At 73.2% G+C, this 24,308-nt stretch carries 20 protein-coding genes and 1 tRNA gene; 9 read left to right on the top strand and 12 right to left on the bottom strand.

Annotated elements, in window-relative coordinates; all coding sequences use genetic code 11:
* Positions 1–4: 4 nt before the first annotated feature.
* The 4 genes from HGN31_RS05175 to HGN31_RS05160 form a co-directional block, all read right to left on the bottom strand.
* Positions 5–1,795, bottom strand: a complete 1,791-nt coding sequence (locus HGN31_RS05175; RefSeq protein WP_168782538.1) for a peroxidase family protein — start codon at positions 1,793–1,795, stop codon at positions 5–7.
* 156 nt (positions 1,796–1,951) lie between these two features.
* Entirely contained in the window at positions 1,952–3,685 is a 1,734-nt protein-coding gene (locus HGN31_RS16295; protein WP_244961140.1) for a di-heme-cytochrome C peroxidase, read from the bottom strand.
* A 245-nt stretch (positions 3,686–3,930) separates the two neighbouring features.
* A complete protein-coding gene (locus tag HGN31_RS05165; protein ID WP_036736042.1) occupies positions 3,931–5,088 on the bottom strand; it encodes a helix-turn-helix transcriptional regulator in 1,158 nt (385 codons plus the stop codon).
* Complete coding sequence (locus HGN31_RS05160; RefSeq protein ID WP_168782537.1) at positions 5,085–7,148, bottom strand: DNA/RNA non-specific endonuclease; 2,064 nt, start codon at positions 7,146–7,148, stop codon at positions 5,085–5,087. The genes HGN31_RS05165 and HGN31_RS05160 overlap by 4 nt, the downstream gene beginning before the upstream one ends.
* A 310-nt stretch (positions 7,149–7,458) precedes the next feature.
* Between HGN31_RS05160 and HGN31_RS05155 the strand changes: the two genes are divergently transcribed.
* The 4 genes from HGN31_RS05155 to HGN31_RS05140 are packed head-to-tail and all read left to right on the top strand — an operon-like array spanning position 7,459 to position 13,302.
* Positions 7,459–8,460, top strand: coding sequence for a trypsin-like serine peptidase (locus tag HGN31_RS05155; protein ID WP_168782536.1), 1,002 nt, complete (start codon positions 7,459–7,461; stop codon positions 8,458–8,460).
* Positions 8,457–9,818 (top strand): hypothetical protein, encoded by a 1,362-nt coding sequence (locus HGN31_RS05150; protein ID WP_168782535.1) that lies wholly within the window; start codon positions 8,457–8,459, stop codon positions 9,816–9,818. Before HGN31_RS05155 ends, HGN31_RS05150 begins: the two co-directional genes overlap by 4 nt.
* Positions 9,815–11,713 (top strand): hypothetical protein, encoded by a 1,899-nt coding sequence (locus tag HGN31_RS05145; protein WP_168782534.1) that lies wholly within the window; start codon positions 9,815–9,817, stop codon positions 11,711–11,713. Before HGN31_RS05150 ends, HGN31_RS05145 begins: the two co-directional genes overlap by 4 nt.
* A 41-nt stretch (positions 11,714–11,754) precedes the next feature.
* Positions 11,755–13,302 (top strand): SGNH/GDSL hydrolase family protein, encoded by a 1,548-nt coding sequence (locus HGN31_RS05140; RefSeq protein WP_168782533.1) that lies wholly within the window; start codon positions 11,755–11,757, stop codon positions 13,300–13,302.
* A 28-nt stretch (positions 13,303–13,330) separates the two neighbouring features.
* Here HGN31_RS05140 and HGN31_RS05135 read toward each other — a convergent pair.
* Positions 13,331–13,407 (bottom strand) — tRNA-Arg (locus tag HGN31_RS05135).
* A gap of 110 nt (positions 13,408–13,517) precedes the next feature.
* Complete coding sequence (locus tag HGN31_RS05130; RefSeq protein ID WP_036709569.1) at positions 13,518–14,921, bottom strand: sensor histidine kinase; 1,404 nt, start codon at positions 14,919–14,921, stop codon at positions 13,518–13,520.
* Between the two features lie 305 nt (positions 14,922–15,226).
* On the opposite strand from HGN31_RS05130, the gene rpmH reads away from it, so the two are divergent.
* From rpmH to ttcA, 4 genes are all read left to right on the top strand, one after another.
* The gene (rpmH, locus tag HGN31_RS05125; RefSeq protein ID WP_036703770.1) at positions 15,227–15,361 is read left to right on the top strand and encodes a 50S ribosomal protein L34; all 135 of its coding nucleotides are present in this window, start codon (positions 15,227–15,229) and stop codon (positions 15,359–15,361) included.
* A gap of 2 nt (positions 15,362–15,363) precedes the next feature.
* Complete coding sequence (gene rnpA, locus HGN31_RS05120; protein WP_331429089.1) at positions 15,364–15,831, top strand: ribonuclease P protein component; 468 nt, start codon at positions 15,364–15,366, stop codon at positions 15,829–15,831.
* A 71-nt stretch (positions 15,832–15,902) separates the two neighbouring features.
* Positions 15,903–16,148 (top strand): membrane protein insertion efficiency factor YidD, encoded by a 246-nt coding sequence (gene yidD, locus HGN31_RS05115; protein WP_168782532.1) that lies wholly within the window; start codon positions 15,903–15,905, stop codon positions 16,146–16,148.
* A gap of 161 nt (positions 16,149–16,309) precedes the next feature.
* Complete coding sequence (gene ttcA, locus HGN31_RS05110) at positions 16,310–17,221, top strand: tRNA 2-thiocytidine(32) synthetase TtcA (RefSeq protein WP_168782531.1); 912 nt, start codon at positions 16,310–16,312, stop codon at positions 17,219–17,221.
* A gap of 6 nt (positions 17,222–17,227) precedes the next feature.
* Here ttcA and HGN31_RS05105 read toward each other — a convergent pair whose 3' ends face one another.
* From HGN31_RS05105 to HGN31_RS05085, 5 genes are all read right to left on the bottom strand, one after another.
* Positions 17,228–18,082 carry a carbon-nitrogen hydrolase family protein gene (locus HGN31_RS05105; RefSeq protein WP_168783816.1) on the bottom strand — a complete coding sequence of 285 codons (855 nt, stop codon included), beginning with the start codon at positions 18,080–18,082 and terminating at the stop codon, positions 17,228–17,230.
* A gap of 56 nt (positions 18,083–18,138) precedes the next feature.
* Complete coding sequence (locus HGN31_RS05100; RefSeq protein ID WP_036703765.1) at positions 18,139–18,645, bottom strand: isoprenylcysteine carboxyl methyltransferase family protein; 507 nt, start codon at positions 18,643–18,645, stop codon at positions 18,139–18,141.
* 7 nt (positions 18,646–18,652) lie between these two features.
* Positions 18,653–19,759: a type III polyketide synthase gene (locus HGN31_RS05095; protein WP_168782530.1), complete on the bottom strand. Its 1,107-nt coding sequence runs from the start codon at positions 19,757–19,759 to the stop codon at positions 18,653–18,655.
* A gap of 168 nt (positions 19,760–19,927) precedes the next feature.
* On the bottom strand, positions 19,928–20,527 hold the full coding sequence (locus HGN31_RS05090) for a GNAT family N-acetyltransferase (protein WP_211096337.1): 600 nt from the start codon (positions 20,525–20,527) through the stop codon (positions 19,928–19,930).
* Positions 20,524–20,937 carry a ketosteroid isomerase-related protein gene (locus tag HGN31_RS05085; protein WP_168782529.1) on the bottom strand — a complete coding sequence of 138 codons (414 nt, stop codon included), beginning with the start codon at positions 20,935–20,937 and terminating at the stop codon, positions 20,524–20,526. Before HGN31_RS05085 ends, HGN31_RS05090 begins: the two co-directional genes overlap by 4 nt.
* Positions 20,938–21,026: 89 nt before the next feature.
* On the opposite strand from HGN31_RS05085, the gene HGN31_RS05080 reads away from it, so the two are divergent.
* The gene (locus HGN31_RS05080; protein WP_168782528.1) at positions 21,027–22,397 is read left to right on the top strand and encodes a phosphohexomutase domain-containing protein; all 1,371 of its coding nucleotides are present in this window, start codon (positions 21,027–21,029) and stop codon (positions 22,395–22,397) included.
* 49 nt (positions 22,398–22,446) lie between these two features.
* Here the strand turns inward: HGN31_RS05080 and metG are convergent, their stop codons facing one another.
* Entirely contained in the window at positions 22,447–24,168 is a 1,722-nt protein-coding gene (gene metG / locus HGN31_RS05075) for a methionine--tRNA ligase (protein WP_043133087.1), read from the bottom strand.
* Positions 24,169–24,308: the final 140 nt, after the last annotated feature.

Below are 24,308 nucleotides of genomic sequence, written 5' to 3'. Positions count from 1 at the left end.
GCGCCTAGTTCATCACCAGCGCAAACCTCATCCACCGCTCGAGGCTGTCGACCGGCGCCCCGTCCGGCGTCCTGAGCGGGCTCTGCGCCGGGGTGAACCCGCGCGACAGCGCCGAGTCGGGGTCGGCCAGCAGCACCCCCACGAAGGTCGTGGCGACGATCCAGCTGCCGAGTTCGCCCAGCCGGTTGCCGCCGCCCGCCTCGGCCTCGGCGAGGATGTAGAACCAGAGCGGCGTCGCCCGGGCGAGGGCCGCGCCCGGCCCGGAGAGGAACGCCGCCATCTCGGGCTTGCCCCGCAGCGCCGCCGCGATGTCGGGGATGGGGTCGCTGGTCAGCGCCCCCGCCGCCTTAAGCTGGCGGTGCAGCGCCTGCCCGGTCGGCAGCCTGAGCGACAGGCCCCGCCGCAGGTTGCGCCGCGCAAGGTGGCGATGCAGCGCCTTGAGGTCGGCCGTCGGCGCATCCCCGCCCTCGTTGGCCAGATCGCCGAGCGGCGGGGCGAGCGCGGTGTCGATCGCCCGCGCCGCCCGCTGCGGCAGCCCGTCGTCGAAGTCGGTCCGCACCTCGAGGAACCGCGCCCAGTCGATGATCCAGTTGGCCGGCAGCCGCGGCTTGGCCGGGGCCTGGGGCGAGGGGCGGAACCCGCCGCCGGCGGTGAACCCGAACAGCAGCTCGAAGGGCGACTCGGGCAGGATGACCCCCGGCCGGCCGAAGTTCTGGTTATAGTCGTAGCTGCCGCGCACCATCGTGTGCCCGAAGCGATAGGCGGCGGCCGAGAACTCGAGCGGCAGGGCGTTGCCCAAGGTGGTGCCCCCCGCGCGGGCGGCGTGCGCGGCCCGGAAGGCGAAGAAGGGCGCCGCCCGCTCGTCCCGGACGCGCGCCACCACCGCCGGGTCGCAGACGGCGGGCAGATAGACCTCGGCGATCAGCCATTGATAGTGCAGCCGCGTCAGCTCGCGCGCGGCGGCAAAGTCGGCCAGCCAGCCCGTGCCCGGATGGGCGAGGAAATCCACCACCCGGTTGTGGAACCGCAGCACGCTGAGGTGGAACTGGGCGACGATGAGGTTTTCCTCGTTGCGCTTGTCGCCGATGATGGCGCGGCTCGGCAGCGATGCGCGGAAGGCGGCGAACTCGGCCGGCGTGAGCTGCGACTGGGCGAGCGCGAGATAGGCGTCGCGGACCGGCGGCTCGACCTGCAGGAAGCGCGGCAGGTCGCGGTGCCGGTCGAGGTCGTCGGGGATCGGATCGTTGCTCTCGCCGGTCAGGCAGGTCCCGATCCGCATCTTGGCGGGATTGGACGGATGCCGCATCCCAGAGACGACCGTCGCGGTCTGCGCGGCGCTCGTGGGGGTGAAGTCCGGCCCGATCGGCGGTCCGCCATAGACGCTGTCGAGATCGAAGCGCGGGCTGCGCGCGTTCTTCAGCTCGGCCGCGATCCGGGCCGCCGACGCCTGGGGCACCCCCGCGGCAAGGTCCGAGACGACGCTTTCGCGGTCGGTGCGGGCGGTCAGCTCGTGGTCGAGGAACTGGCCCCAGTAGGTCATCACCGCGGGAATGTCCGACTCGGTCTGCGCGGCCTCGGCGTCGGGGACCATCAGCCGCGCCATCTCGTCGAGCAGCGGCAGCGCGGCGTCGGGGACATAGTCGTCCGCCGTCGCCGCCTCGTGGTCGAAGAGATAGCCGAAGTCGGCGCGCTCGTCGGGGGCCACGTCGCCGCCCGTGGGCACCGCCGCCTCGAGCGGCCGGAGGGTGCGGGTCGGCGTGGTCGGGCCGCCGTGGGATTGCACGATGATGGTCATGGCGTGGCTCCTGATCGGGTGGGTGCCGGGGGCGGGGGCAGCCGTCAGGCCGCCCGCCCGCGCGAGGCAGGTGGAAAGGAGAGGGCAGGTTTTCGGGGTCTTGGGGCGGGTGAGGCGGGGCGGTCAGGCGGCCTCACCCGCCAAGGCGGCAGGCGGTCAAAGCGACTTGAGATATTCGAGAAGGTTCAGCCGGTCCTCTTCGGAGAGGCTGGCGTTTCCGTAATCATGCCCGGCGTTCGAGTTGCCGGGGATCGGCGCGCCCGCGGCGTCGCGGACGTTGAAGGTCCAGGTGCTGTCGGGCGTACCCTCGGCGAAGCCCACCTTCACCGGGTCGAAGGCGCGGGTGCCCAGCGTGAAGCGTTCCGGCCGCAGCGGCCCGGCGGGGTCGGGGACGGGGACGCCGGCGGGAACCGTGTTGCGCAGCCGGGCCGGCAGCAGCAGGTCGTAGAGGGTCGGCACCGAGCCGTTGTGCAGATAGGGCGCGGTGGCCCAGATCCCGTTCAGCGGCCGGGCCTTGTAGGCCAGCAGCTCCTGCGCCCCGGCGGCCAGGCAGCGCCGGGCGCGGTCGCGGCGGACCGGATCGGTGACGCCCGGCAGCACCTCGAGCCCCGACAGGTTGCGCTCTCTGATGACGCTCTCGAGCGGGCGCGGCACGAGGTCGGTGACCACGCTCGCCAGCAGCTCGCGCCACTGGCGCAGGATCACGCCCGAGGCGGCGTTGACCAGCATCTTGTGGGCCACGTCCGTCCGCTCGATCCGGGCGCCCGCGACGCCGAACATCTTCTTGCCGGCCATGCTGCCCGCGTCGGCGGTGCGCAGGAAGGTGTTGCAGGCCAGGAACAGGTCGGTGCCGGCGGTCTCGATCGGCTCCATCCGGATCGGTGCCGGGCTCTGCTGGTCGCCCGCGGCGAGGGGCTGGTGGCATTGCTGGCAATGGGCGGCGTAGAGCGGCGCCCCCGCCGCCACCCGGCCCCGGTCGAGGGGGCCGAGCACCCCCTCGGGCCAGACCGGCGACTGCAGCCGCTCGAGCACCCGCTCGAGCGAGACGATCGGGATCAGCCGCACGCTGCTGCGATAGGTGATGCCGGGCTTGTCGGCCTCGATCTGGGCAAAGACGCCGATCACCTCGGAGATGTTGCGGATCAGCGCGCCGACGTCGGTGTTGCGGGAAAAGACGTTGAGCTTGAGCTCTGCCCCGGCGATGCCGTTCCACTGCAGCTTGTCCTGCTGGTGGGTGTTCCAGATGAAGGGATAGCTGGCCGGCGCGTCGGCGCGGAAGTCCTCGGGCGGCGGGCCGCCACCGTTCACCGCCGCGACCTTGGCGAGGATGTGGCCCTGCGCGTCCAGCCGGCCCGGCCCCGCGGCCACGGCGCCGTCGTTGACCCGGCGCAGCCCCTCCATCCAGGCGATCTGCTCGCGCAGCTGCCGGTTCAGCGACTCGACGTCGCGCGGGGTCGCGGCCCCGAGGTCGAGCGCCAGGCGCCGCAGCCGGGCGCCGTCGTTCGCGGTCGCCACCAGCGCGGCCTCGAGCCCGTTCACCAGCCCGTCGAAATCCGCGAGCGTCGGCGCGCCCTCGATCCGCAGCCGGCGGCCCTGATAGGTGATCTCGGTCGTGTGGCAGGCGGCGCAGTTCAGCCCCAGCCACGGCGCGCGCATGGTGCCCGCCGCGCACATCGCGGGAAAGCGGTCGCACATGAGCTGCGGCGCGTCCGCGGGGTTCTGGTCCACGGCGAACCCGACCGGCAACCCCTCGGGGTTGGTCGCGGACACGGGATTGTCGAGATACCCCAGCGCGCCCAGATGCGCCGCCCCGAAGAACGGCCGACTGTCGTCGGCCGTCCTCAGGTGGCGTGCCCAGGAGAGCGGCAGCAGGCGCGATCCTTGCGACATGGTGTACCACATCGCCCGCTGTGCGTCGGTCCATCCCTGGTCGAGGCACAGCAGACCGTCCCCCCGGCAGGCTGCGACGACCTGGCCGGACGCTGACGGAGACCCGAGGGACAGCAGGGTGCAGGCAGCAATCACAGAACGCGAAAACAGCTTCATCATTACCATGCTCCGTGCCGATCCGGTCCCCCGGGTCTCGTGTCCATCCTGCGGCCGCCGGGCAGGCTTCGCATCACCCGTTCTGGTGATCAGGCCAGAAACCGGCAGCCGATCGTCGTCGCGCGGCGGATCAGCTGCGTGCGGTTGGCGCAATCGGCCTTGGCCAGCAGCGACTTGACCTGCGTGTTGATCGTCTCGACCGAGCGGTCGCGGTGGCCGGCGATCTCGCGGTTGGTCAGCCCCTCCGCCAGCAGGCCGAGCAGGTCGGCCTCGGCCGCCGTCAGCCCCATCGCCCGGCGCACGCCCTCGAGGTCGATCTCGACCGGGCGGCTGGTGTCGAGGCAATAGACCACATAGCCGTCCAGCCGCCCGCCGCCGAACGCCTCGAGCGTCCCGAGGGGCGCGATCTCGACCGAGACCGACACACGCTCGTCCCGGCGCAGCGCACCCAGCGCCTCTTTCCGTGGCCGGGCGCCGAACTGACCGTGCCGGGCGGGGTCGCCGGTCAGCCGCTCGAGCCATGCCCGCCCCTCGGGGTGGCGCACCTCAAGCCTGCCGTCGCGCGTCACCGCCATCACCCCCAGCTCGTCGACCTGGCGGCGGAACTCGGCGTTCTGGGCGATCACCGCGCGGTCGGGGCGGATCAGGCAGATGCCGATGCTGAGCCGGTCGAGCGTCGCGGCCAGCCCCGCGGCAAGGCCCCGCCAGCGGTCGATCGGGCGCGACAGCTCGAACGCCTTGGCCAGATGCGGCAGGTAGAGCCCCAGCACCGCCCGGTCCCCTGACCCGAGCGGCCCGTGCGAGCGCGAGAACTGGATCGAGAAGCGGTCGCGGCCGGGGTTGTCGCGGCTGAGCAGCGCCCCCGCCCGGTGCAGGATGCCGAACTGCGCCATCGCCTGCGAATTGGGCCGCGCGGCAAGCTGCGCCGAGGTGGGGGCCAGCACCTCGTCCCCGATCACCTCGATCCGGTCGGCCGCCGCCGAGTGGCGGGCGAAGATGCGCTGGTCGGCCATCTCGTAGCTGACATGCAGCGCAAGGTAGCGCTCGATCGCCCCGCGCTCGTAGCGCGACGAGAACGTGCGCACGCTCAGCGCCTCGGCGTCGTCGGTCATGTCGAAGATGATGATCCCCAGCGCGCCGACCTCGTGGGCGAGGCGGTCGAGGATGTCGGGCCAGAGCGCCGGGTCGAGGACGGCATCGTAGATGCCGAGCACGAGGTCCTGCCGTGGGGCGCGCGGCGTGGTCACAGCACGAGGTCGTCCGGCCCGTCGATGGGAACCGCGCGGCGTGGCGCGAGCTCGCGCCCGCCGGGGTCGAGCGGATCGGCGTCCCGCAGCGCCGCCCCGAAGTCGAGGCCCGTCGCCGCCTCGATCTGCCGGATCGGCAGCTGGTAGGTGCGGTAGGCGCCGAGGACAAAGGCGGCCTCGGTCAGGTCGCGGATCATCCGGCCCTGCGACAGGACATAGCCGGTCGCGTGCAACGCCCCGGTCGCGTCGTTGATCATCACCGCGACCTTCCAGAACTCTTCCGGGATGCGGATGGGGGCGCCGCCGTCCGGGGGCGGCGCGGCCCCGGCCAGCGGGCGGTCGCTCTCGCGCAGCACCGGGCCGGTGAACACCGACAGCCGGAAGCCGCGCGTCTCGGCCGCGCCCATCAGGTAATCCTCGAGCCCGGCCCAATGGCGCTGGTTCAGCGCCGCGTGCTGGGGCGCGGCGTTGGTGTAGTGGAAGCTGTCCTCCTCGCCCTCGCGCGCGGCCTCGGGGGTGCCCCAGCCGGGATCGCGGCGGCGGACCATGTGGCCCTTGTCGAAGGGGTTGTCGGCGTAGAAGGCGCCGCCGATCTGGTGGGCCGCGTCGATCCGCCCGTCGAGCGCCCAGCGGTCGCGCCGCTTCAGCGGCTGCGCCTCGGCCCCGTCGATGTTCACCGCCGTCAGCAGCGGCATCCGGCGCGAGGCCGATTGCAGCACCGAGAAATGCCGGTAGGTGAGTTGCCCGTCGTCGCGCCCCGCGACGGGGGCGAGATCGTCCCCCCAGTCGCCCACGTCCGGCAGCTCGACCCGGCGGTCGGGGCCGAGGAACGCCGGGTCATAGCCCTCGCGCCCGGCAAGCGCCTCGGGCGCCGTCACCCGGTCGCGGGGCGCGGCCTCGGGCCCCGGCGCCGCCCCGTCCGGTCCCGGCACCGCCGCCGAGGGGTGGGTGCGCGGCAGCACCGCCCGCAGCGCCGCCGTCACCAGATCGACCGGCACGCCGTAGTTCGCGCTGTGATAGGCGCCGGCGAAATGCAGCCCCACGACCTCGCCCGTATCCAGCGAGACGATCGCCGACCCCGAGTTGCCGCCGAGCGTCGAGTAGTCGGTGGTGAAGGTCGCGCCGTCGGGCTGCACCTCCATCACGAAGCCGGGCGAGAAGCGCTTGACGTTGTAGATGTCCTGAAACACCTGCCCCATCACCGTGGCGTCGTTGCGCGAGTCCCGCGCCGGGTAGCCGATGGCCCCCACCGGCTCGCCCTTCGCGGCGCGCCGGGCCGAGATCGGCAGCGGCTCGATCCCCGTCGCCGGCTCGATCCGCAGGAAGGCCATGTCGGGCTCGCCGGGGCCGGCGACAAACAGCACCTCGTTGACGAAGGTGCGGCGGCGCAGCCCGTCGGTCTCGTGCTGGGCGATGCAGTTCAGCGTGGCCTCGATCGGCTGGTCGTCAAGACCGCGGCGGAAGCGCAGGCGGCCGAAGGCGTCGGCCTCGGCGAACTCCTGCGCGACGTGGCGGTTGGTGACGACGATGCCGGGCGCGATCGGCCAGCCGGTGCCGACGAACTCGTTGGTGGCGTGGTGGATCAGGTCCACCCGCCCGACCGGACGGCAGAGCCCGTTGAAGAGGTCAAGCCGCCCGCTGACCAGATCCGAGCGGTCGAAGTCGCGGTCGATGCGGATGGCGTCCCCCACGATCAGCCACGGCGGCCGCATCGTGTCGAGCACGATTGCCTCGACCGCGTATTGCACCGCCTCGCGGCCGGGGGCGGGGGGCGCCCCCTCGGCGATCCGCTGCGCGGCCTCGTCCACCGCCGACGCGGGGTCGGCGTCGCCGGTGACCACGATGGCCCCGGAAAAGCCCTCGAGCCCGCTCGTCATCGGGGGAGGGGGCGCGGTGGCGCCCTCTGTCGGCGGTGCGGCCCCGGCCGGATCGGGGCCCGCGTCGGCCATCGGGCCGGGCGCCGCGGGGGGCGTGTCTGCGGCGGCGGCAAGCTGGCGCGCGGCGCGGGCCAGCACCCGGTCGAAGTTCGCGGAAGCACGAAGGGACTCAAGGCGGCGCATCACTCACACCCCGGAAAACAGACCCGGGCCGGCCCTGCGCGGCCTCGGGCAATGGAACGCGTTAACCTTACGTCACATATTGTAACCCATTCGCCCGATTCGGAAAAACCCTGTGCCGCAACCTTGGGCAGAGTGCCGCCGACGTTGACAGACGGCTCACGTCGGCGTTACCCTGATCCTCGTTCATGTTTGCTGAAGCCTGTTTTCGTGTTCTCCATTTCGGGGGTTTCTGGTGCTCAGCCCGGACGACTCCACGCGCCTCGCCAGGTTGCTGGCGTCGGCTGTCAGCGTGGCAGAACTGGAACGCTATGTGTGGCAAGCCACCGGCGATCGCCTGTTCGTCGAATACGCCGACATGCACCTGCCGCTGCGCCCCGCCATCGAGCAGCTGCTCGCCGCGCTCGAGCGCGACGGGACGACCGAGTGGCTGGCGCGCGTCGTCTACCGCGAGAAGCCGCAGCGCGGCGACGTGCGTGCCGCCCTGCGCGCGGCCTTTCCCGACCTCACGCGGGCCGACACCACCGCGACCGCGAGCTTCGATGTGCAGTCCGCCGGCGCCCCGCACCCCGAGGTCCCCGGCAACGGCGGCCCGGCGCTGCGGCGGCTGGTGCGGCCGAACCTGGCGCAGATCGACCTCAAGGCCTGGGTCCAGCGGCTGGAACGGGTCATGGCGCAGGTGGGCCGTATCGAATCGAACGGGCGGCCCTTCGGCACCGGGTTCCTCGTCGGTGACGGGCTGGTCCTGACAAACTGGCACGTCGTCGATTTCGCCCGCAAGGCGGGGGCCGCGGATACGCTGGCGGTGCGCTTCGACTATCACCGGCTGCCCGACGGGACCGAGGCCGGGACCGAGTTCCCGGTCGAGCGCGTGGTCGATGAACGGCCCTGCGCGCCCGGCGAGATGGGCACGCGCCCCGACGACCCGCCCGCCGCGGACGAGCTGGACTACGCGCTGCTGCGGCTGTCGGCACCCACCGCCGAACGGGGGTGGCAGACGCTGCGCCCGGGGCCGCCGCTCGGCCCCGACGCACCGATCATCATCGTCCAGCACCCGCAGGGCGAGCCGATGAAGATGGCGCTGGACGACAACGCCCTGATCGGGCCGGTGCACAAGGGGCTGCGGCTGCGCTATCGCACCAACACCCAACCCGGCTCGTCCGGTTCTCCGGTGTTCGACTGGGACCTCAACCTGGTGGGGCTGCACCACCTTGGCGACCCGGCGCTGAACGATCCGGCCTACAATCAGGCGGTGCCGGTCGGCCTCGTGGCCCAGAGCATCGCCACCCGCGCGCCGGGGGTGCTGCCGCCATGACCGCGCCGTTTTCGATCCCCTTCGCCAACTGCCGGACGGTGTTCGTCGACGGCATCCAGACCGACCACCTGCGCGAGGCGCTGCGGCGCTATCCCGGCCAGCGCCTCGCCGACGATACGTTTCCGGCTGTCCTGAGCAGCACGCCGGCGGGCCAGATCCTCGACGGCTGCGTGTTCGCCGTAGGGCCCGAAATGCCGGGCGAGGCGCTCGTGACCTCGTTCCTCTTGCGGGTCATCGAGGCGCGCTGGCGCCACCAGGGGCGCAACTGCGAGCTGGTCGATCTGGGCGCCGTGCTGGTGACGGCGCCCAGCATGGCGGCCGAGATCGCCGCCGCGCAGGCGCTGATCGACGGCTATGCCGATGTCGTCTGCGGCCTGGCCCGGGACGGCGCCCAGGCCTCGGATGCCGAGGTCAGGCTGCTGGCCAAGCTCTGCAGATGCCGCGAGACCACGCTGGTCATGGCCTGCGAGGGCTTGGAGCGGATGGTCGACCTCAAGCGCCTGCACGATGCGCTGCACGGGCTGCAGGTGATGGGGGCCGGGGCGATGCGCCCCACCCCCGGCCCCACCCCCGGCCCCGCCTCGGCCCCTGCCGCCGCCGCGGGCGGGGCCGCGCTGGCCGGGCTGGCGCCTCTGGTCGCCGCGACCGAGGCGCTGCTGGCCGAGGATTTCGGCGGGCTGGACGCAGCCGGGCAGGACGCGCTCGGCCGCTGCCGCGGGGCGCTGGCCCTGGCGCGCGGGCTGCTGGCGGCCACTGACCCCGCGCAGGTCGCCTATGCCCCCTTCGTGCTGCGCGAGATGCTCAGGACTGAAATGCCGGCGCTCGAAACCGCGATCTTTGCCGAGGCGGCGGCGTTCCCGTTCCGCGGTCTGGTGGACGAGTTCGAGCGGGCGCGGGCGGAAAACCTGTTCGACTACGACACGCTGGTGATCGTCGCGCTGCATGATACCCTGCTGCGCCGGGTGCTCGCCCACTCGGTCTGGCAGTACGTCGATCTGGGCCTCTATGCCATCGAAGAGGCGATGCGCGCCCCGTTGGCCGCTGACTGGTTCGCCCGCGTCGTCAAGGGGCTGAAACCGCTCGAATTTGCGCTGGGCCGGCTTTTCCCGGACCGCGCCGTGGAGCTGCCGTCCGACGTCCTGCGCGCCGCCATCGTTGAATACGAGGTGTTGAGCCACGACGCGGGCTACGCGGCGCTCTGCGCCGCGCTGGATGAGACGAGCCGCCGCGTGCGCGGCCAGTTCATCGAGGTGGACCAGCAGCTCAAGCGCGATTTCCTGCTGCTGGGCGGGCTGCGCGCGGGGATCGGCCGCATTCTCGGCCGGGTCCCCGAATATTGCAGCCTGAACGGGCCATGATCGAGGGCGTCGCCTCGCCCGCCGTTCAGGCGCTGATCGACCGGGCCGCCGCGTTGCCCGACCCGCGCCCGGGCGGCCCCGCCAACCCCGACCGCCAGGCGCTGCTCGATCAGGTCATCGCGGCGGGGGCGGGGGTGCCGGTCGGACTGGACCGTGACGCGCTGCGCGACCTGATGTTCACGCTCGCCGCGCAGGTCGGGGCCGAGACGGGCCGCTTCGCCATCCCCGCGCTGGCGGATTTCGCGCAGGCGGCCAGCCAGCCGGAGCCCGCGAGGGTCGGCTCAGGTCCCGCCGGGGCGGGCGGCACGGCGGGGGCGGCAGATGCCCGGACCGCCATCCGGTCAGACGCCGCCGCCCCCGACCCGACCTCTGGCGGCCCCGCCCCCAGGGTGCCCGGCCCGCCGCCCCGGTCGCGCATCGTGCGCAAGGCCGCTGCGACGTTCCGCCCGCACCAGGCGCCCGAACCCGAGCCCCCGCCCCAGACCCGGCGCGAGGCGACCTTCGAGCAGGTGCGCTTCGCGGCGATGGCGCGCCAGTGGCAGCAGGCCCAGGGCACCGCCCGCGACGGGCTGCTGCTGGCCGGGGACGCCATCGAGGCCGCCCGGCGCCATGCCCATGCCGACCGAGACATCGCCGCCTTCGTGGCGGCGTCGGTCGAGGCGGCGGCCGCGCGACGCAGGCGGCGGAGGGGCACCGCGGCGCTGGTGCTGTTGGCCGTGGCGCTGATCGCCGGGCTCGGCTGGGTCCGCATCGCCAATCTCAATTATGACCAGCAGAAGATCCTGAGCGCCCGCCAGTCCGAGCGCGCCCAGATCAGCGAAGAGGCGAAAGCCGCTGTCCTCGCGCTGACGGACCGCAATCTGGCCCCGACGCGGGAGCTGCTGACCTCGCTCGTCGGGCAGCCCGCGCCGGTCCTCGACCTGCTCGAGCTGCGCGGCGGCGGGATCGAGCGGAGCAGTGACGACGTGGTCTCGGTGAGTACGTCGCTGGCCGACCTCGACCCCGCCGCCGGCGCCGCAGATTCGGGCGTCGGCGCGACGGCGCAGAGCGCGTTCTCGCCCCTCCGCCGCGACGGCGCGCTTGCGCCGTGGCCCGGGGTAAGGACCCTCAGTCCGACGGGTGGCGTCCTGACCTCGTTGCCCGAGATGCCGGACGCCGGCGCGGCGGCACCGGGGGCAGCGCCGCAAAATCCCGTCCCGGCACCGCGACCCGCGATGCCGGCCCCGGACGTGTCCGGGGGCGCACCGCTGCCCGCCGATCTCGGGACGTGCGGCGGCGCCATGTGGCTTGGCAACGCCGGCGACAGCCGGCTGGCCGGCGGTGTCGATCCGCAAACCCTCGCCCCCGGCGCCCGGGTGGCGGTCGCCACCCCTTCGGGCATCAACCTGCGCGACGCGCTGCCCGACCCCGACTATACCCTCGCGCCGACCAAGGGGGTGGTTCCCAATGGCGGGCAGGTCACGCTGACCTCGGCCGCGCAGGGTTACCCGCGACCGGACGGCACGACGCGTCTGTGGGCCGAGGTCGAGGCGCCGCAGCAGAACTGCACCCGGGTCTTCCTGCAGTTCGCCGGTCGCGGCACGATCGGCCCGCCCCCCGACCCCGCCGTGGCCGCCGCGGACGCGGCCATCGCCGCCCGTGCCGACAGGATCAGCGAAACGCTCAGGAACCAGGGGTTCGCGGTGCCTCCGGCCGAGTACCGGCCCGAGGCGATCGGCAAGGACGAGCTGCGCTATTTCCACGACGCCGACGCGCGGCTGGCCGAGGCCGTCGCCGCCGCGCTCGTCGCCGGCAACACGATGGCGTCCCCGCCGGTCGTCGTGCCCCTGACCCAACTTCCCCAGCTGCCCGCCACCGGCGTGATCGAGCTGTGGCTCGACCTCGGCGCCGGGTGACGCGGGGCTTTCGCTCACCCCGGACGGACGAGGACGACGCCATGACGATGCCTTCGACGACCCCCACGCCCGAAACCGCGGCCGAAGCGCGCCCCCGCGTCCGGCCGCCGTCCCCCGTCGGGCCGCCACCCCGGCGCCCGGCGCCGCCGATCAGCCGCGCCGCGTTCGAGGCGATGCTGGCCGACCCCGCCATCCCCGACCGGGCGATCCGCCCCTACGTGATGCTCGACCCGCTCGCCGGCGGGCCGCTGATGCCGCAGGTGATCCCCAACCCCGCGCGGGTGGACTATGGCGAGGCCGAGTCGGCGGCGGCGATGGCCTCGCTCAACGGCGTGGCGCGGTGGCGGCGGCTGCAGGCCTACCGCCAGCGCATCGCCGCCGGGTGGCGCGGCCCCAAAGTGGTGGCCGAGGGCGATTCGTGGTTCCAGTATCCCTTCCTCATCGACGATGTGGTCGATCACCTCTCCGGGGTCTGGGCGATTCACTGCCTCAGCGCCGCGGGGGACATGCTCTCGGACATGGCCCGGCAGGACGAGGTGGGGGTGACCGTGCGGGCCGAGCGCCCCGACCTGCTTATCCTCAGCGGTGGCGGCAACGACGTGCTGGGCGCGGGGCTGGGGCGCTGCCTAGTGCCGTGGCGGCCGGGGGCGCGCGCGGACGACCTGATCGGGCCGGGGTTCGCGCCGCTGCTCGGCGCGACGCTGGAGCTTTACGGCAACCTGATCGAGACCGGGCTGAGCGCCGGCGCACCGCGGGTGGTCTGTCACAGCTACGACCGGGTGGTTGCCGCCAACGGCCGCTGGCTCGGCCAGCCGCTGGCGCGGCTCGGGATCGTCGATCCGACGCTGCAGTCGGCGGTGCTGGGGCTGCTGATCGACCGCTTCCACGCCGGGCTGACGGCGCTGGCCGCGCGCTTCGGCGGGCGGGTGATCGTGGCCGACTGCCGCGGCAGCGTCCCGCGCGGCCAGTGGCACGACGAGCTGCACCCGACCAGCTTCGGGTTCCGCGGCCCGGCCGGGATCATCCGCGCCGCCGCCCGCCACATCGGCCTGGGCGAAGCGGTACCGGGGGGACTCGAGTCGGTCGACCTTGCGCCGCCCGAGGAGGCCGTCGCGCCCGCCCGCCCCCTGCCGGTCGCCGACGCCGCCGCCATCGAGGCGCTGCTGGCGCTGCCCGAGGGGGCGCTGATGAACGAGATCGGCCGCCGCGACACGCTGATCTCGCTGCGCCCGGACGCGGCCCGGACCCTGACGCTCGAGGTGGCGCCGGTCGGGCTCGAGGGGGTCGGCGACGCCTTCGCCGCGCTCGGGCAGCGGCTCTTCGGCCGCTGGCACCGCGAGCTCTACGGGCTGGTCTGCGGCCCCGCGCCCGCCGACGCCGCCGCCCGCGACGAGCTGCGCGGCGCGCTGGGCCTGGGCGAGACGGCAATGGTCGGCGCGCTGACCGCGGCGCTCTCGGCCCTCGGCTGCCCGCCGCTGCTGGCACCGATGATCGCCATCCTCATCGTCAAGAAGGGCATCTATCCGGCGTGGGAGGAGACCTGCGCCTGGTGGGGACAGCAGCTCGATCCGGCCCCGCCGCAAGGGTAGGGCATCTCTGACAGATGGTGGGGAAAAGTGGCGGACCCGGAGCGATTCGAACGCCCGACCCCCAGATTCGTAGTCTGGTGCTCTATCCAGCTGAGCTACGGGTCCGTCGTAGGGCGGCTACCTAGGCCGGGGCGCGGGGGGTTGCAAGGGGGAAAACGACCCGGCCTGCGATATTCCTCGCGCGCGCCCGCAACCGGCGCCGGGGGACCCGCCGCTTACGCCGCGGCGACCTCGCGCGGCAGACGCAGCAGGAACTCGGTCCCCTCGGCATCACTGCGCACCAGCTCGAGGCTGCCGCCGTGCCCGCGCACGAGGTCGGCGGCGATGGCGAGGCCGAGGCCGGTGCCGCCCTTGCGGATGCCGCCGGTGAAGGGCTGGAACAGATGGTCGAGCGCCTTCTTCGGCAGCCCCGGCCCGGTGTCGCCCACCCGGATGCACCAGTGCGTCTCGTCCTCGGCGCCCGACAGCTCGATCGTGCCCGGCTGGCGCGTCGCGGCGATCGCCTGCCGCGCGTTGCGGGCGAGGTTCGAGAGCACCCGGTAGAGCTGGTCCCGGTCGGCGCGGATACGCAGCCCGGCCGGCACGTCGGTGACGAAGTCGACCTCGCCCCCGTCGCCGGCCGCCTCGGCGGCGAGCGTCTCGGCCTCGACCACGTCGGCCACCAGCGGCGCGAGGTTGAAGATCGTCAGCGTCGGCTGCGGCTCTTCCGCCTTGCCGAAGGCGAGCGTCGTCTCGCACAGGTTCACCGCCCGGCTGATCGATCCCACGAGCTTCGGCGCCGCCCGCCGCACCGCCGGGTCGGCGCTGTTCTCAAGCCGGTCGGCGAGGATCTGGCTGGTCGACAGCACGTTCCGCAGGTCGTGGCTGATCTTGGCCACCGCCTGCCCCAGCTGCGCCAGCCGCTCGCGCTGCTTGAGCGAGGCGGTGACGGTGCGCTGCATGGCGGCGAGCGCGGTCTCGGCGGCGCGGACCTCGCCCATGCGGGCGGCGGGGGTGATGATCGTGCGGCTGTCGTCGGGCGAGGCGGCATAGGCCGTCATGTGCCCGATCACCCGCCGGATCGGCCCCACGATCAGCCGCTGGGTGGCGAGGTTCAGAAGCAGCGCGGTCAGCACCGAGAACGCCGCCGACACCGCCAGCAGCCGCAGGGTGAAGTCGATCATCGCGGTCCGCATCGGCGCGGTGTCCATGGTGATCTCGATCAGCTGCCCGGCCTGGCGCACCGGCTGGCCGATCACCCGGATGATCTCGGGCCGGGCGTTGACCAGGTCGTGCAGCGTGTCGCGCACCGCCCGCGGCCAGCCCGTCTCGCGCAGGTCATAGGTGGCCGAGATCGGCCGCGGCAGCTTCGAGGACAGCACGAGCTGGCGCACGTCGTCGCGCCGCAGCACCACGTTGAAGACCCCCGCATTCTCGAGCAGCTCGCTCTCCAGATCGGCGGCGATCGATTCGTCGGTCGCCAGCAGCGCGAGGCTTGCGATCTGCGCCCGCTCGAGCCGGGTGGCGAGGTAGTCGCGGCGGAACCCGGTGACGCTGGGCACGAGGATGAGGACTTCCGCCAGCAGGACGAAGACGATCGTCAGCAGTGCAAACCGGCCGGAAATGCTGTTGAGGGTCATGGCGTTCCGTATCTCGCCCCGCTCGGCCCGGGCAATGCGGCCTGGTCGGACAGGGACGGGGAATCAAACAAACGTGAACTGGCACGGTTCCCTGACAGCGACCTTGCCGCATCGGCGCGCGCGGGGCAACGAGGGCGCGCCAGCCCGCGCGGCGAAGGGTTTTTCCCGCGTTTTCGCGGGCGCCCCGCGCGGTTTGCGTGTTGACTCGTCCGGCGCACCCCCCTATCTGACGGGCTTCGCATTACCGGCGCGTTTCGCGCGGGGTTTCCCCGCGCCTCTCGCGCCATGTCTGTTGGAGCACGACGATGAAACGCACCTTCCAGCCGTCGAACCTGGTTCGCGCGCGCCGGCACGGGTTCCGCGCCCGCATGGCCACCAAGGGCGGCCGCAAGGTTCTGGCCGCGCGCCGGGCCAAGGGCCGCAAGGTCCTGTCGGCCTGATCTTGGCCGGGGCCTCGCCTGACCCGTCCGCCGCCCCTGCGGGCGGCGCCGGGGCCGGGCGGCGGCCCCTCGTCACCCTTGCGCGGCGCGCCGACTTCCTGCGTGCCGCATCGGCCCGCCGTCAGGGCACGGCGGGCTTTCTGCTGCAAGCCCGCCAGCGCCCCGAGGGCGACGCGACCCCCGCGACGATGGTCCGGGTCGGCTACACCTGCTCGAAGAAGCTCGGCAACGCCGTGGCCCGCAACCGCGCCAAGCGCCGGCTGCGGGCACTCGCGCGCGAGATCCTGCCCGACGCGGCACGGCCCGGCTGGGACTATGTCCTCGTCGGCCGGCCCGAGGCGACCGCCACGCGCGACTTCGCGCTGCTGCGCGCCGACCTCGAAGGCGCGCTGCGCCGTGTCCATGCGGCCCCCGAGCCGACGCCCGCGACCGATCCGGGTGCCGCGCCGCGCCGCCGGGGCGGGCGATGAGCGCCGGGCCCGGCCCTGATGCGGGGCGCTGCACGGGGCACCCGCCGCGCGCGACCCCGGCGCCGCGCGCCATGACCCCCGCCGCACGGATCGTCGCGCTGCCGGTGCGGGCCTACCGCCTGCTGCTCAGCCCGTGGATCGGCCACGGCTGCCGGTTCCAGCCGACCTGCTCGGTCTACGCGCTCGAGGCGCTCGAACGGCACGGGGCGCTGCGCGGCACCGCGCTGATGCTGCGCCGGATCGGGCGCTGCCACCCGTGGGGCGGGTCGGGCTATGACCCGGTGCCGCCCCCCCGGCGCGACGGGGTCGGACGATGAGCCCGCCGCGCCGCGTCCTGCCGGGGCTGCTGCTGGTCCTGCTGGCAGGCATGGCGCTGGTCGCGCTGCTGACGTTCGTGTTCGACGCTTGGGGCCTCTGACCCCGCGCCGCGTTTCCTCCCAATGACCCAGCCCCGTGCGGGCGCCGACCGGACCGCCTCATGCTCGACGACCTGACCGACGACGCCGCCGACCCCCGCACCGACGCCGCCGACGACACCGAGATCCACCCGCTCTTCCGCGGCGCCCCCAGCTCGACCGAGTTCCGCAAGCTGCGCAAGCGGCTGGTGCGCGAGGTGCGCGCCGCGCTCGAGACCTATCACATGGTCACGCCCGGCGACCGCTGGCTGGTCTGCCTGTCGGGCGGCAAGGACAGCTACACTCTGCTCGCCGTGCTGCACGAGCTGCAGTGGCGCGGGCTGCTGCCGGTTGAGCTGCTGGCCTGCAACCTCGACCAGGGCCAGCCGGGCTTCCCGGCCACCGTGCTGCCGCAGTTCCTGACCGAGCGCGGGGTGCCGCACCGGATCGAGTATCAGGACACCTATTCGGTGGTGAAGGCCAAGGTGCCCGAGGGGCGGACCTATTGCAGCCTGTGTTCGCGGCTGCGGCGCGGCAACCTCTACCGCATCGCGCGCGAGGAGGGGTGCAGCGCGGTGGTCCTCGGCCATCACCGCGACGACATCCTCGAGACGCTGTTCATGAACCTGTTCCACGGCGGGCGGCTGGCGGCGATGCCGCCGAAGCTGTTGAACGAAGAGGGCGACCTGAACGTCCTGCGCCCGCTCGCCTTCGTGGCCGAGGCCGATTGCGACCGCTTCGCCCGCGCGATGCAGTATCCGGTGATCCCCTGCGACCTCTGCGGCAGCCAGGAGGGGTTGCAGCGGATGCAGGTCAAGAAGCTTCTCGACGAGTGGGAGGCGCGCAGCCCCGGCCGCCGGCAGGTGATGTTCCGGGCCCTGACCAACATCCGGCCCTCGCAACTGCCCGACCCGGCGCTGTTCGACTTTGCCGCGCTGCGCCCGCGGACGGGCGAGGCGGCAGCGGACGACACGGTGCCGCGCCTGCGCGACTAGGCGCGCTCAGCCCAGCAGATCGACGGCGCTCTCCGGCCAGTGCCGGAAGGGCAGCACCCGCCCGTCGCGGCGGCTTTCGGCCACGCGGTCCAGATCGACCGTCGCCTTGACCCAGCCGGGCCCGTCCATCTCGCCCTCGGCCACGATCCCCGTCTCGGGCCAGAGCCCGTCCGGGGGCGCATAGATCGCCGCCCGTCCGCGGTTCTCGTCCAGCGCCGGGTTCCAGTCCACCGCGCCCACGGTGGGCGCGTGGACGACGACGCACTGGCTTTCCAGCGCCCGCGCCATGGCGCCGATCCGCACCCGGTTGAACCCTGCCACCGTGTCGGTGCAGCTCGGCACCAGCAGGACCTCGACCCCCGCCTCGGCCAGGCGGCGGGCGATCAGCGGGAACTCGGAATCGTAGCAGATGGCGACCCCGAGCCGCCCCACGGGCGTTTCGAAGACCCGCAGGCCGGGGGCGCCCGCGACGTGCCACTCCTCGCGCTCGAAGCGGGTCATCACCTGCTTGTCCTGGTGCCCGATCCGCCCCGAAGGGCCGAACAGCACGGCCCGGTTCAGCACCGTGTCGCCCGCAAACGCCGGGCCGGAGGCCGCGAGGATATGGACCCCGTGCGCCGCCGCGAGGCGGGCGTGCAGCGCGTCGCGGGCGGCCTCGTGGCGGGCGACCTCGCGCAGGCTGGCCTGCAGGTCGCCGGCCACCGCGGGGCCGCCGAGGCCCGCCAGCTCCATCGCGCCGTATTCGGGGAAGACGAGCAGGTCGCAGTCGGCGCCCTCCTCGACCCAGGCGGTGATCTTGGCTTCGTAGGCGTCGAAGTCGGCCTGCCAGTCGATGGGATAGGCGGCGGCGGCGATGCGGATCTCGCGCATGGGGGCGTCCTTCCGGGAGCAGCGATCGGGGCGGCGATGGCGCCAGCCTAGGCCAGCGGGCGCAGGCTGGCGAGGGCCGCGTTCTCGGCCCGGATGCGCACCCACAGCACCAGCGCGTTCAGGACCGAGAACACCACCGCCACCCAGACCAGCCCCAGCACCATCGGCGCGACGGCGATCTCGGCAACCACGACGGTATAGTTGGGGTGCCTGAGCCAGCGGAACGGCCCGCGCGCGACCAGCGGCTGGGGCAGCACGATGATCCGCGTGGTCCAGCGCGGCCCGAGGCTCGCCAGCACCCAGAGGCGGGCGAGCTGCAGCGCCGCGAAGAGCGCGAGCCAGAGCGGCCGCACCGCCTCGCCCCAGCCCCACAGCGCGATGGCGGCCAGCCAGCTGGCGTGCAGCGCCACGATCAGTGGGTAATGCGCGGCGCCATGTTCCACCGCGCCCTGCGCCAGCAGCCGGGCGGTGTTGCGCCGGGCGATCGCCAGCTCGGCCAGCCGCTGGACCACGAGGAAGGCGATGAACAGCGCCGAGGGCCAGGCTTGGGTCATCGCGCCCTCAGACATCGAGCGGGATCGCCGAGAGGGTGAACCCCGGCCCCAGCGCCGCCAGCATCAGCCGCCCGCGCGCGCCCTGCGCCAGCACCCGCCCCAAGACGAACAGCACCGTGGGCGCGGACATGTTGCCCGCGTCGCGCAGCACGGCACGCTCGGCGTCGAGCGTGCCGGGGGGCAGCGCCAGCGCATCCTCGAGCGCCGTCACCACCTTGGCGCCGCCGGGGTGGCAGACCATCCGCGCCACCGGCGTGTCGCCGAGCGCGGGGGCGAGGGCGGCCATGGCGGCGGCGATCTCGGCGGTGACGAAGGCGGGGATCGAGCGGTCGAAGATCACCCCCAGGCCCCGGTCGTCCACCGACCAGCCCATGATGTCGAGCGTGTCGGGCCACAGATGCTGCGCCCCCCGGCCCAGCACCGGCCCGCTGCCGGCCGCGCCGGGGGCGTCCGAGGCCAGCACCACCGCCGCCGCCCCGTCACCGAAGAGCGCGGTGGCGATGATGTCGGCCTTGTCCATCCGGTCCATGCGGAACAGCAGGGTGCAGGTCTCGACCGCGACCATCAGCACCCGGGCGCCGGGGCGGGCGGCTGCCAGCTCGCGCGCGATGGCAAGCCCGCTGACGCCCCCCGCGCAGCCGAGGCCGAAGACCGGCACCCGCAGCACGTCGGCGCGGAACCCCATCTCGCCCGCGACCCGCGCCTCGAGCGTCGGCGTCGCCACCCCGGTCGAGGAGACCGTGACGATCACGTCGATCTCACCCGCGCTCACGCCCGCGGCGGCGAGCGCCCGGTCGGCGGCGTCCCGGAACAGCGCCGTGGCGCCGGCGAGATAGGGTTCGGTGCGCGCCTGCCAGCCGTGATCGCCGCCGAACCAGTCGAGCGGCACGACCGAGCCGCGCTGGTCGATCCCGGCGTTCTGGAACGCCGCCGCGATGCGGTCGAACTGCGGATAGCGGGGGGCGAGCAGCGCGTGGGCGCGGGCGGTCACCTCGTCCTGGCGCAGGATGTGGGGCGGCAGCGCGGTGGCGAGGCCGGCCAGCCGGACCGTGGCCCCGGCGGGCGGGGCGAGGCCTTGCGGGACCGGCAGAGGCGTGTTCAGCGGGACGTTCATGGGGCGGTTCCTCTCGGCGGCGGGGCGCCGGGGCGCGGGGGTGTCAGGGCGTGACGGCAGCGACAGGCGCAGGGTCAACCCGGCCGCGGGGGCAAGGGTTGCCGACCGGGGCGCGAGGGGCCGAGAAAACCGGCGCCGGCTTACGGGGCGCTGACGGGGGCGGTTGATCTAAAGCAGCCGCATCCAGAACTGCAGCGGTTTCTCGGTGTCTTCGGCGGCGCCCACGTCGCGCCAGCGGAAGCGGGCGATGACGCCCGGCAGCGGCGCATAGCCGCGCTTGTGCCAGAAGGCGTCGAGGGGGCGGTAGCCCGCGGGTCGCGCCGGATGGTCGGCGGGGCGGATCACCGAACAGAATGCCGACCAGCGGAAGCCGAGGGCGCGGGCGTGCGCCTCGCGTGCGTCGAAGAAGGCGTGGCCGAGGCCGCGGCCGCGGAAGCCGGGCAGCAGCACCGATTCGGCACAGTAGAAGATGTCGGACAGCGGCTCGGGCCGGCCGGCGAAGGCGGCAGCGAAATCGGCGGCGTGGTGTTCCATCGGCGCGCCGGTGGCGGCGCCGATGATCGGCCCGTCGCTCCCGTCGCGGGCGGTCACGATCACCGCGCCGGGGTTGGTGTAGGCGCGCAGATACTCGCGCTCATACGCCGCGTCGCCGTCGTAGAGATAGGGCCAGTCGCGGAACACCGCGATCCTCAGCCGCGCCACGTCGTCGAGGACCGCCGTGGCGGCTGCGCCGGTCAGGGTCTCGGTCGGGGGAGGGGGGGCGCTCACCCCGCGCTCACCTGCCGCGTCCAGTCGGCGAGGTTGTAGTAGGTCGTCACCCGCGTGATCCGCCCGTCCCGCACCGCGAAGAACGCCCCCGCCGGCAGGACGTAGCGCTGGCCCCGCGCCTCGGGCAGGCCCGCGTCGGTGCGCAGGTATTCGCCGTGCACGGTGAACTCGGCCGCCGCGCGGGTGCCGTCATCGCTCGCCATAATGGTCAGGTCAGCCAGCCGCTCGGCATAGCTGTCAGCCATGTGGCGGCTGAAGGCGGCAAAGGCGTCGCGGCCGCGGCGGATTTCGCCCTCGTTGACGTGGTGTTCGACGTCCTCGGCCAGCAGCGCCAGCATCGCGTCCGCGTCGCCGCGGTTGAAGGCGTCGTAATAGGCGGCGATCAGGTCGAGCGTGGCGGCACGGGACATCGGGAACCTTTCGTTGCGGCGGGGGCAGGTTGCGCTGCAAGCGGGTGGCATGGCAAGCCGGACCAAAGCACGGGGGCCAAGGGGGCGGCATGGACGCGCGCAGGATCGACTGTTTCGGGGCCTACGACCTGCGCGGTCGGCTGGGCGAGACGCTGGACGCGGACGTGGCCTGGCGCGTCGGGCGGGCCTTTGCCGCGCGGCCGGGCACGCGCCGGGTGGTGGTCGGGCGCGACGGGCGCGACAGCTCGCCCGCGCTGGCCGCGGCGCTGACAAAGGGGCTGGTCGCGGGCGGGGTCGAGGTGCTGGACCTCGGCATGGCTGGGACGGAGGAGATGTATTTCGCCACCGACTTCCTCGGCGCGGATGGCGGGATCGAGGTCACCGCCTCGCACAACCCCATCGATTACAACGGGATGAAGCTGGTCAAGGCGGGCGCGGCGCCGCTCGACCCCGCGACCGACCTGGCCGCGCTCAAGGCGCTGGCCGAGGGCGGGGCGTTCCCCGACGCCGCGCCGGGCCGGGTGGTCGATGCCGCGGCGGTGCGGGCGGATTACGCGCGCCGGGTCTGCGACTTCGTCGACGCCGCCGCGCTGCCGCCGCTGCGGGTGCTGGTCAACGCCGGCAACGGCGCGGCCGGCCCGGCCTTCGACGCCATCGCGGCGGAGCTGGCGCGGCGCGGCGCGAGGCTCGAGTTCGTGCGGATGCACCACGACCCCGACCCGAGCTTTCCGCACGGCATCCCCAACCCGCTCTTGCCCGAGAACCAGCCGGTGACGGCCGAGGCGGTGCGGGACCACGGCGCCGATCTCGGCGTGGCGTGGGACGGGGATTTCGACCGCTGCTTCCTCTTCGACGAGACCGGCCGCTTCATCCCCGGCGAATATGTCGTGGGGCTGCTTGCCGCGGCGTTCCTGGCCCGCGAGCCCGGCGCGCGGATCGTTCATGACCCGCGGGTGGTCTGGAACACCCGCGACGTGATCGCCGAGGCGGGGGGAGAGGCGGTGCAGTCCCGCACCGGCCACGCCTTCGTCAAGCAGACCATGCGGCAGGCGGGCGCCGTCTATGGCGGCGAGATGTCCGCGCATCATTATTTCCGCGACTTCGCCTTTGCCGACAGCGGGATGATCCCGTGGCTGCTGGTGGTGGCGCAGATGGGGCGGACGGGGCTGCCACTGTCGCAACTCGTGCGCGCGCGGATGGCGGCCTTCCCGTCCTCGGGCGAGATCAACTTCCGCCTGACCGACCCCGACGCCGCCATCGCCCGGGTGCTCGCGGCGCACGCCGGCGCGGCCGAGGCGCGGGACGAGACGGACGGCATCAGCCTCGCCTTTTCCGACTGGCGCTTCAACCTGCGGCGGTCGAACACCGAGCCGGTGGTGCGCCTCAACGTCGAAAGCCGCGGCGATGCGGCGCTGGTGGCGACGAAGGTGGCCGAGATCCGGGCGTTGCTCGGCGCCTGAGGTGACCCTTGCGGTTGCCGGCCTAGGCGCGCGGGCCCGATCTGCGCGCCTACGCGCGCAGGCCCGCGAACCGCGCCTGCCACCCCTCGCGGTCGGCGTCGGCGATCTTGGCGAACAGCACCTCGGGCACGGCGAACGCCTGTCCCGGCTGCACCGCGGCGAGGTAGTCGCCCAGGTCGCCCTCGGGCCAGTCGGCGGGGATGCCGGGCAGCACCGCCTCCATCGCCGCGGCGGCGAAGGGGATGAACGGCGCCGAGATCGCCGCGTAAAGCCGGATCAGCGCCAGCCCCATGCGGGCTTGCGCGGCGGCGGCCTCGGGGTCGGTCTTGATCGTGGACCAGGGCGCCGCGGCCTGCAGGTATTCGTTGCCGAGCACCCACATCGCGCGCAGCTCGGCCGCCGACTTGCGGACCTCGCGGGCGTCCATGAACCCCTCGTAGGCGCTGAGCCGCTCGGTCAGCGCGGTGATGAGCTCGGCCTCGCGCGGGCCCCAGGCGGCGCCCTCGGGGACCGTCTCGCCGAACTTGGCGCGGGTGAACTTGGTGATCCGGCTGACGAAGTTGCCCAGCACGTCGGCCAGGTCCTTGTTCACGCTGGCCTGGAAGTTCTCCCAGGTGAACTCGCTGTCCGAGGATTCGGGCGCGTGGCTCAACAGCCACCAGCGCCAGTAGTCGGCCGGCAGGATCTCGAGCGCGTGGTCCATGAACACGCCGCGGCCCTGCGACGTCGAGAACTGCCCGCCGTCATAGGTGAGGTAGTTGAAGGACTTGATGTAATCGACAAGCTTCCACGGCTCGCCCGAGCCCATGATCGTGGCCGGGAACGAGAGCGTGTGGAAGGGCACGTTGTCCTTGCCCATGAACTGCGTGTAGGTCACGTCCCCCGCGCCCTCGTCGGTGCGCCACCAGCGCCGCCACGCGGCGTCGGGCTGGCCCTTGCGGTCGGCCCATTCGGCGGTCGCGGCGATGTATTCGATCGGCGCGTCGAACCAGACGTAGAAGACCTTGCCCTCCATCCCCGGCCAGGCGGCGTCGCCCTTCTTCACCGGGATGCCCCAGTCGAGGTCGCGGGTGATGCCGCGGTCCTGCAGCCCCTCGCCGTCGTTGAGCCACTTGCGGGCGATCGATGTGGTGAGGATCGGCCAGTCGGTCTTGCTGTCGATCCAGTCCGAGAGCTGCCCGCGCATCGCCGACTGGCGCAGGTAGAGGTGCTTGGTCTCGCGGATCTCGAGGTCGGTCGAGCCCGAGATCGCGCTGCGCGGGTTGATGAGGTCGGTGGGGTCGAGCTGCTTGGTACAGTTCTCGCACTGGTCGCCGCGGGCCTTGTCGTAGCCGCAATTGGGGCAGGTGCCCTCGATGTAGCGGTCGGGCAGGAAGCGGCGGTCGGCGTTGGAATAGACCTGCCGCTCGGAGACCTCGCGGATCAGCCCGGCCTCGGCGAGTTTCCCGGCGAAATGCTGGGTGAGCAGGTGGTTGCGCTCGGAGGACGAGCGGCCGAAGTGGTCGAACGAGAGGCCGAAGCGGGCCGCGATGTCGGCCTGGGTCTTGTGCATCTCGGCGCAGTAGACGGCGACCGGCTGGCCGGCCTTCTTGGCGGCGAGCTCGGCGGGCGTGCCGTGCTCGTCAGTGGCGCAGATGAACATCACCTCGTGCCCGCGGGCCCGCAGGTAGCGGGCGTAGAGGTCGGCGGGCAGCTGGCTGCCGACGAGGTTGCCCAGGTGCTTGATGCCGTTGATGTAGGGGATGGCCGAGGTGATGAGATGGCGGGTCATGGCGCGCGTCCTTTGCTTGGCCGCTGTGTAGCGGGCGGGCGGGCAAAGTGGAAGAAGGGGGCGCTCGCGCCCCCTCTGGCGCGCGAAAGGCGCGCGCCATTCACCCCCCGAGGATATTTGTGTCCAGCCCGAGGGGCTTT

The sequence above is a fragment of the Paracoccus sanguinis genome (assembly GCF_012689545.1).
Classification (GTDB): domain Bacteria; phylum Pseudomonadota; class Alphaproteobacteria; order Rhodobacterales; family Rhodobacteraceae; genus Paracoccus; species Paracoccus panacisoli.
Note: the sequence above shows the minus strand (reverse complement) of the source record. Positions and strands in the feature narration are given on the sequence as shown.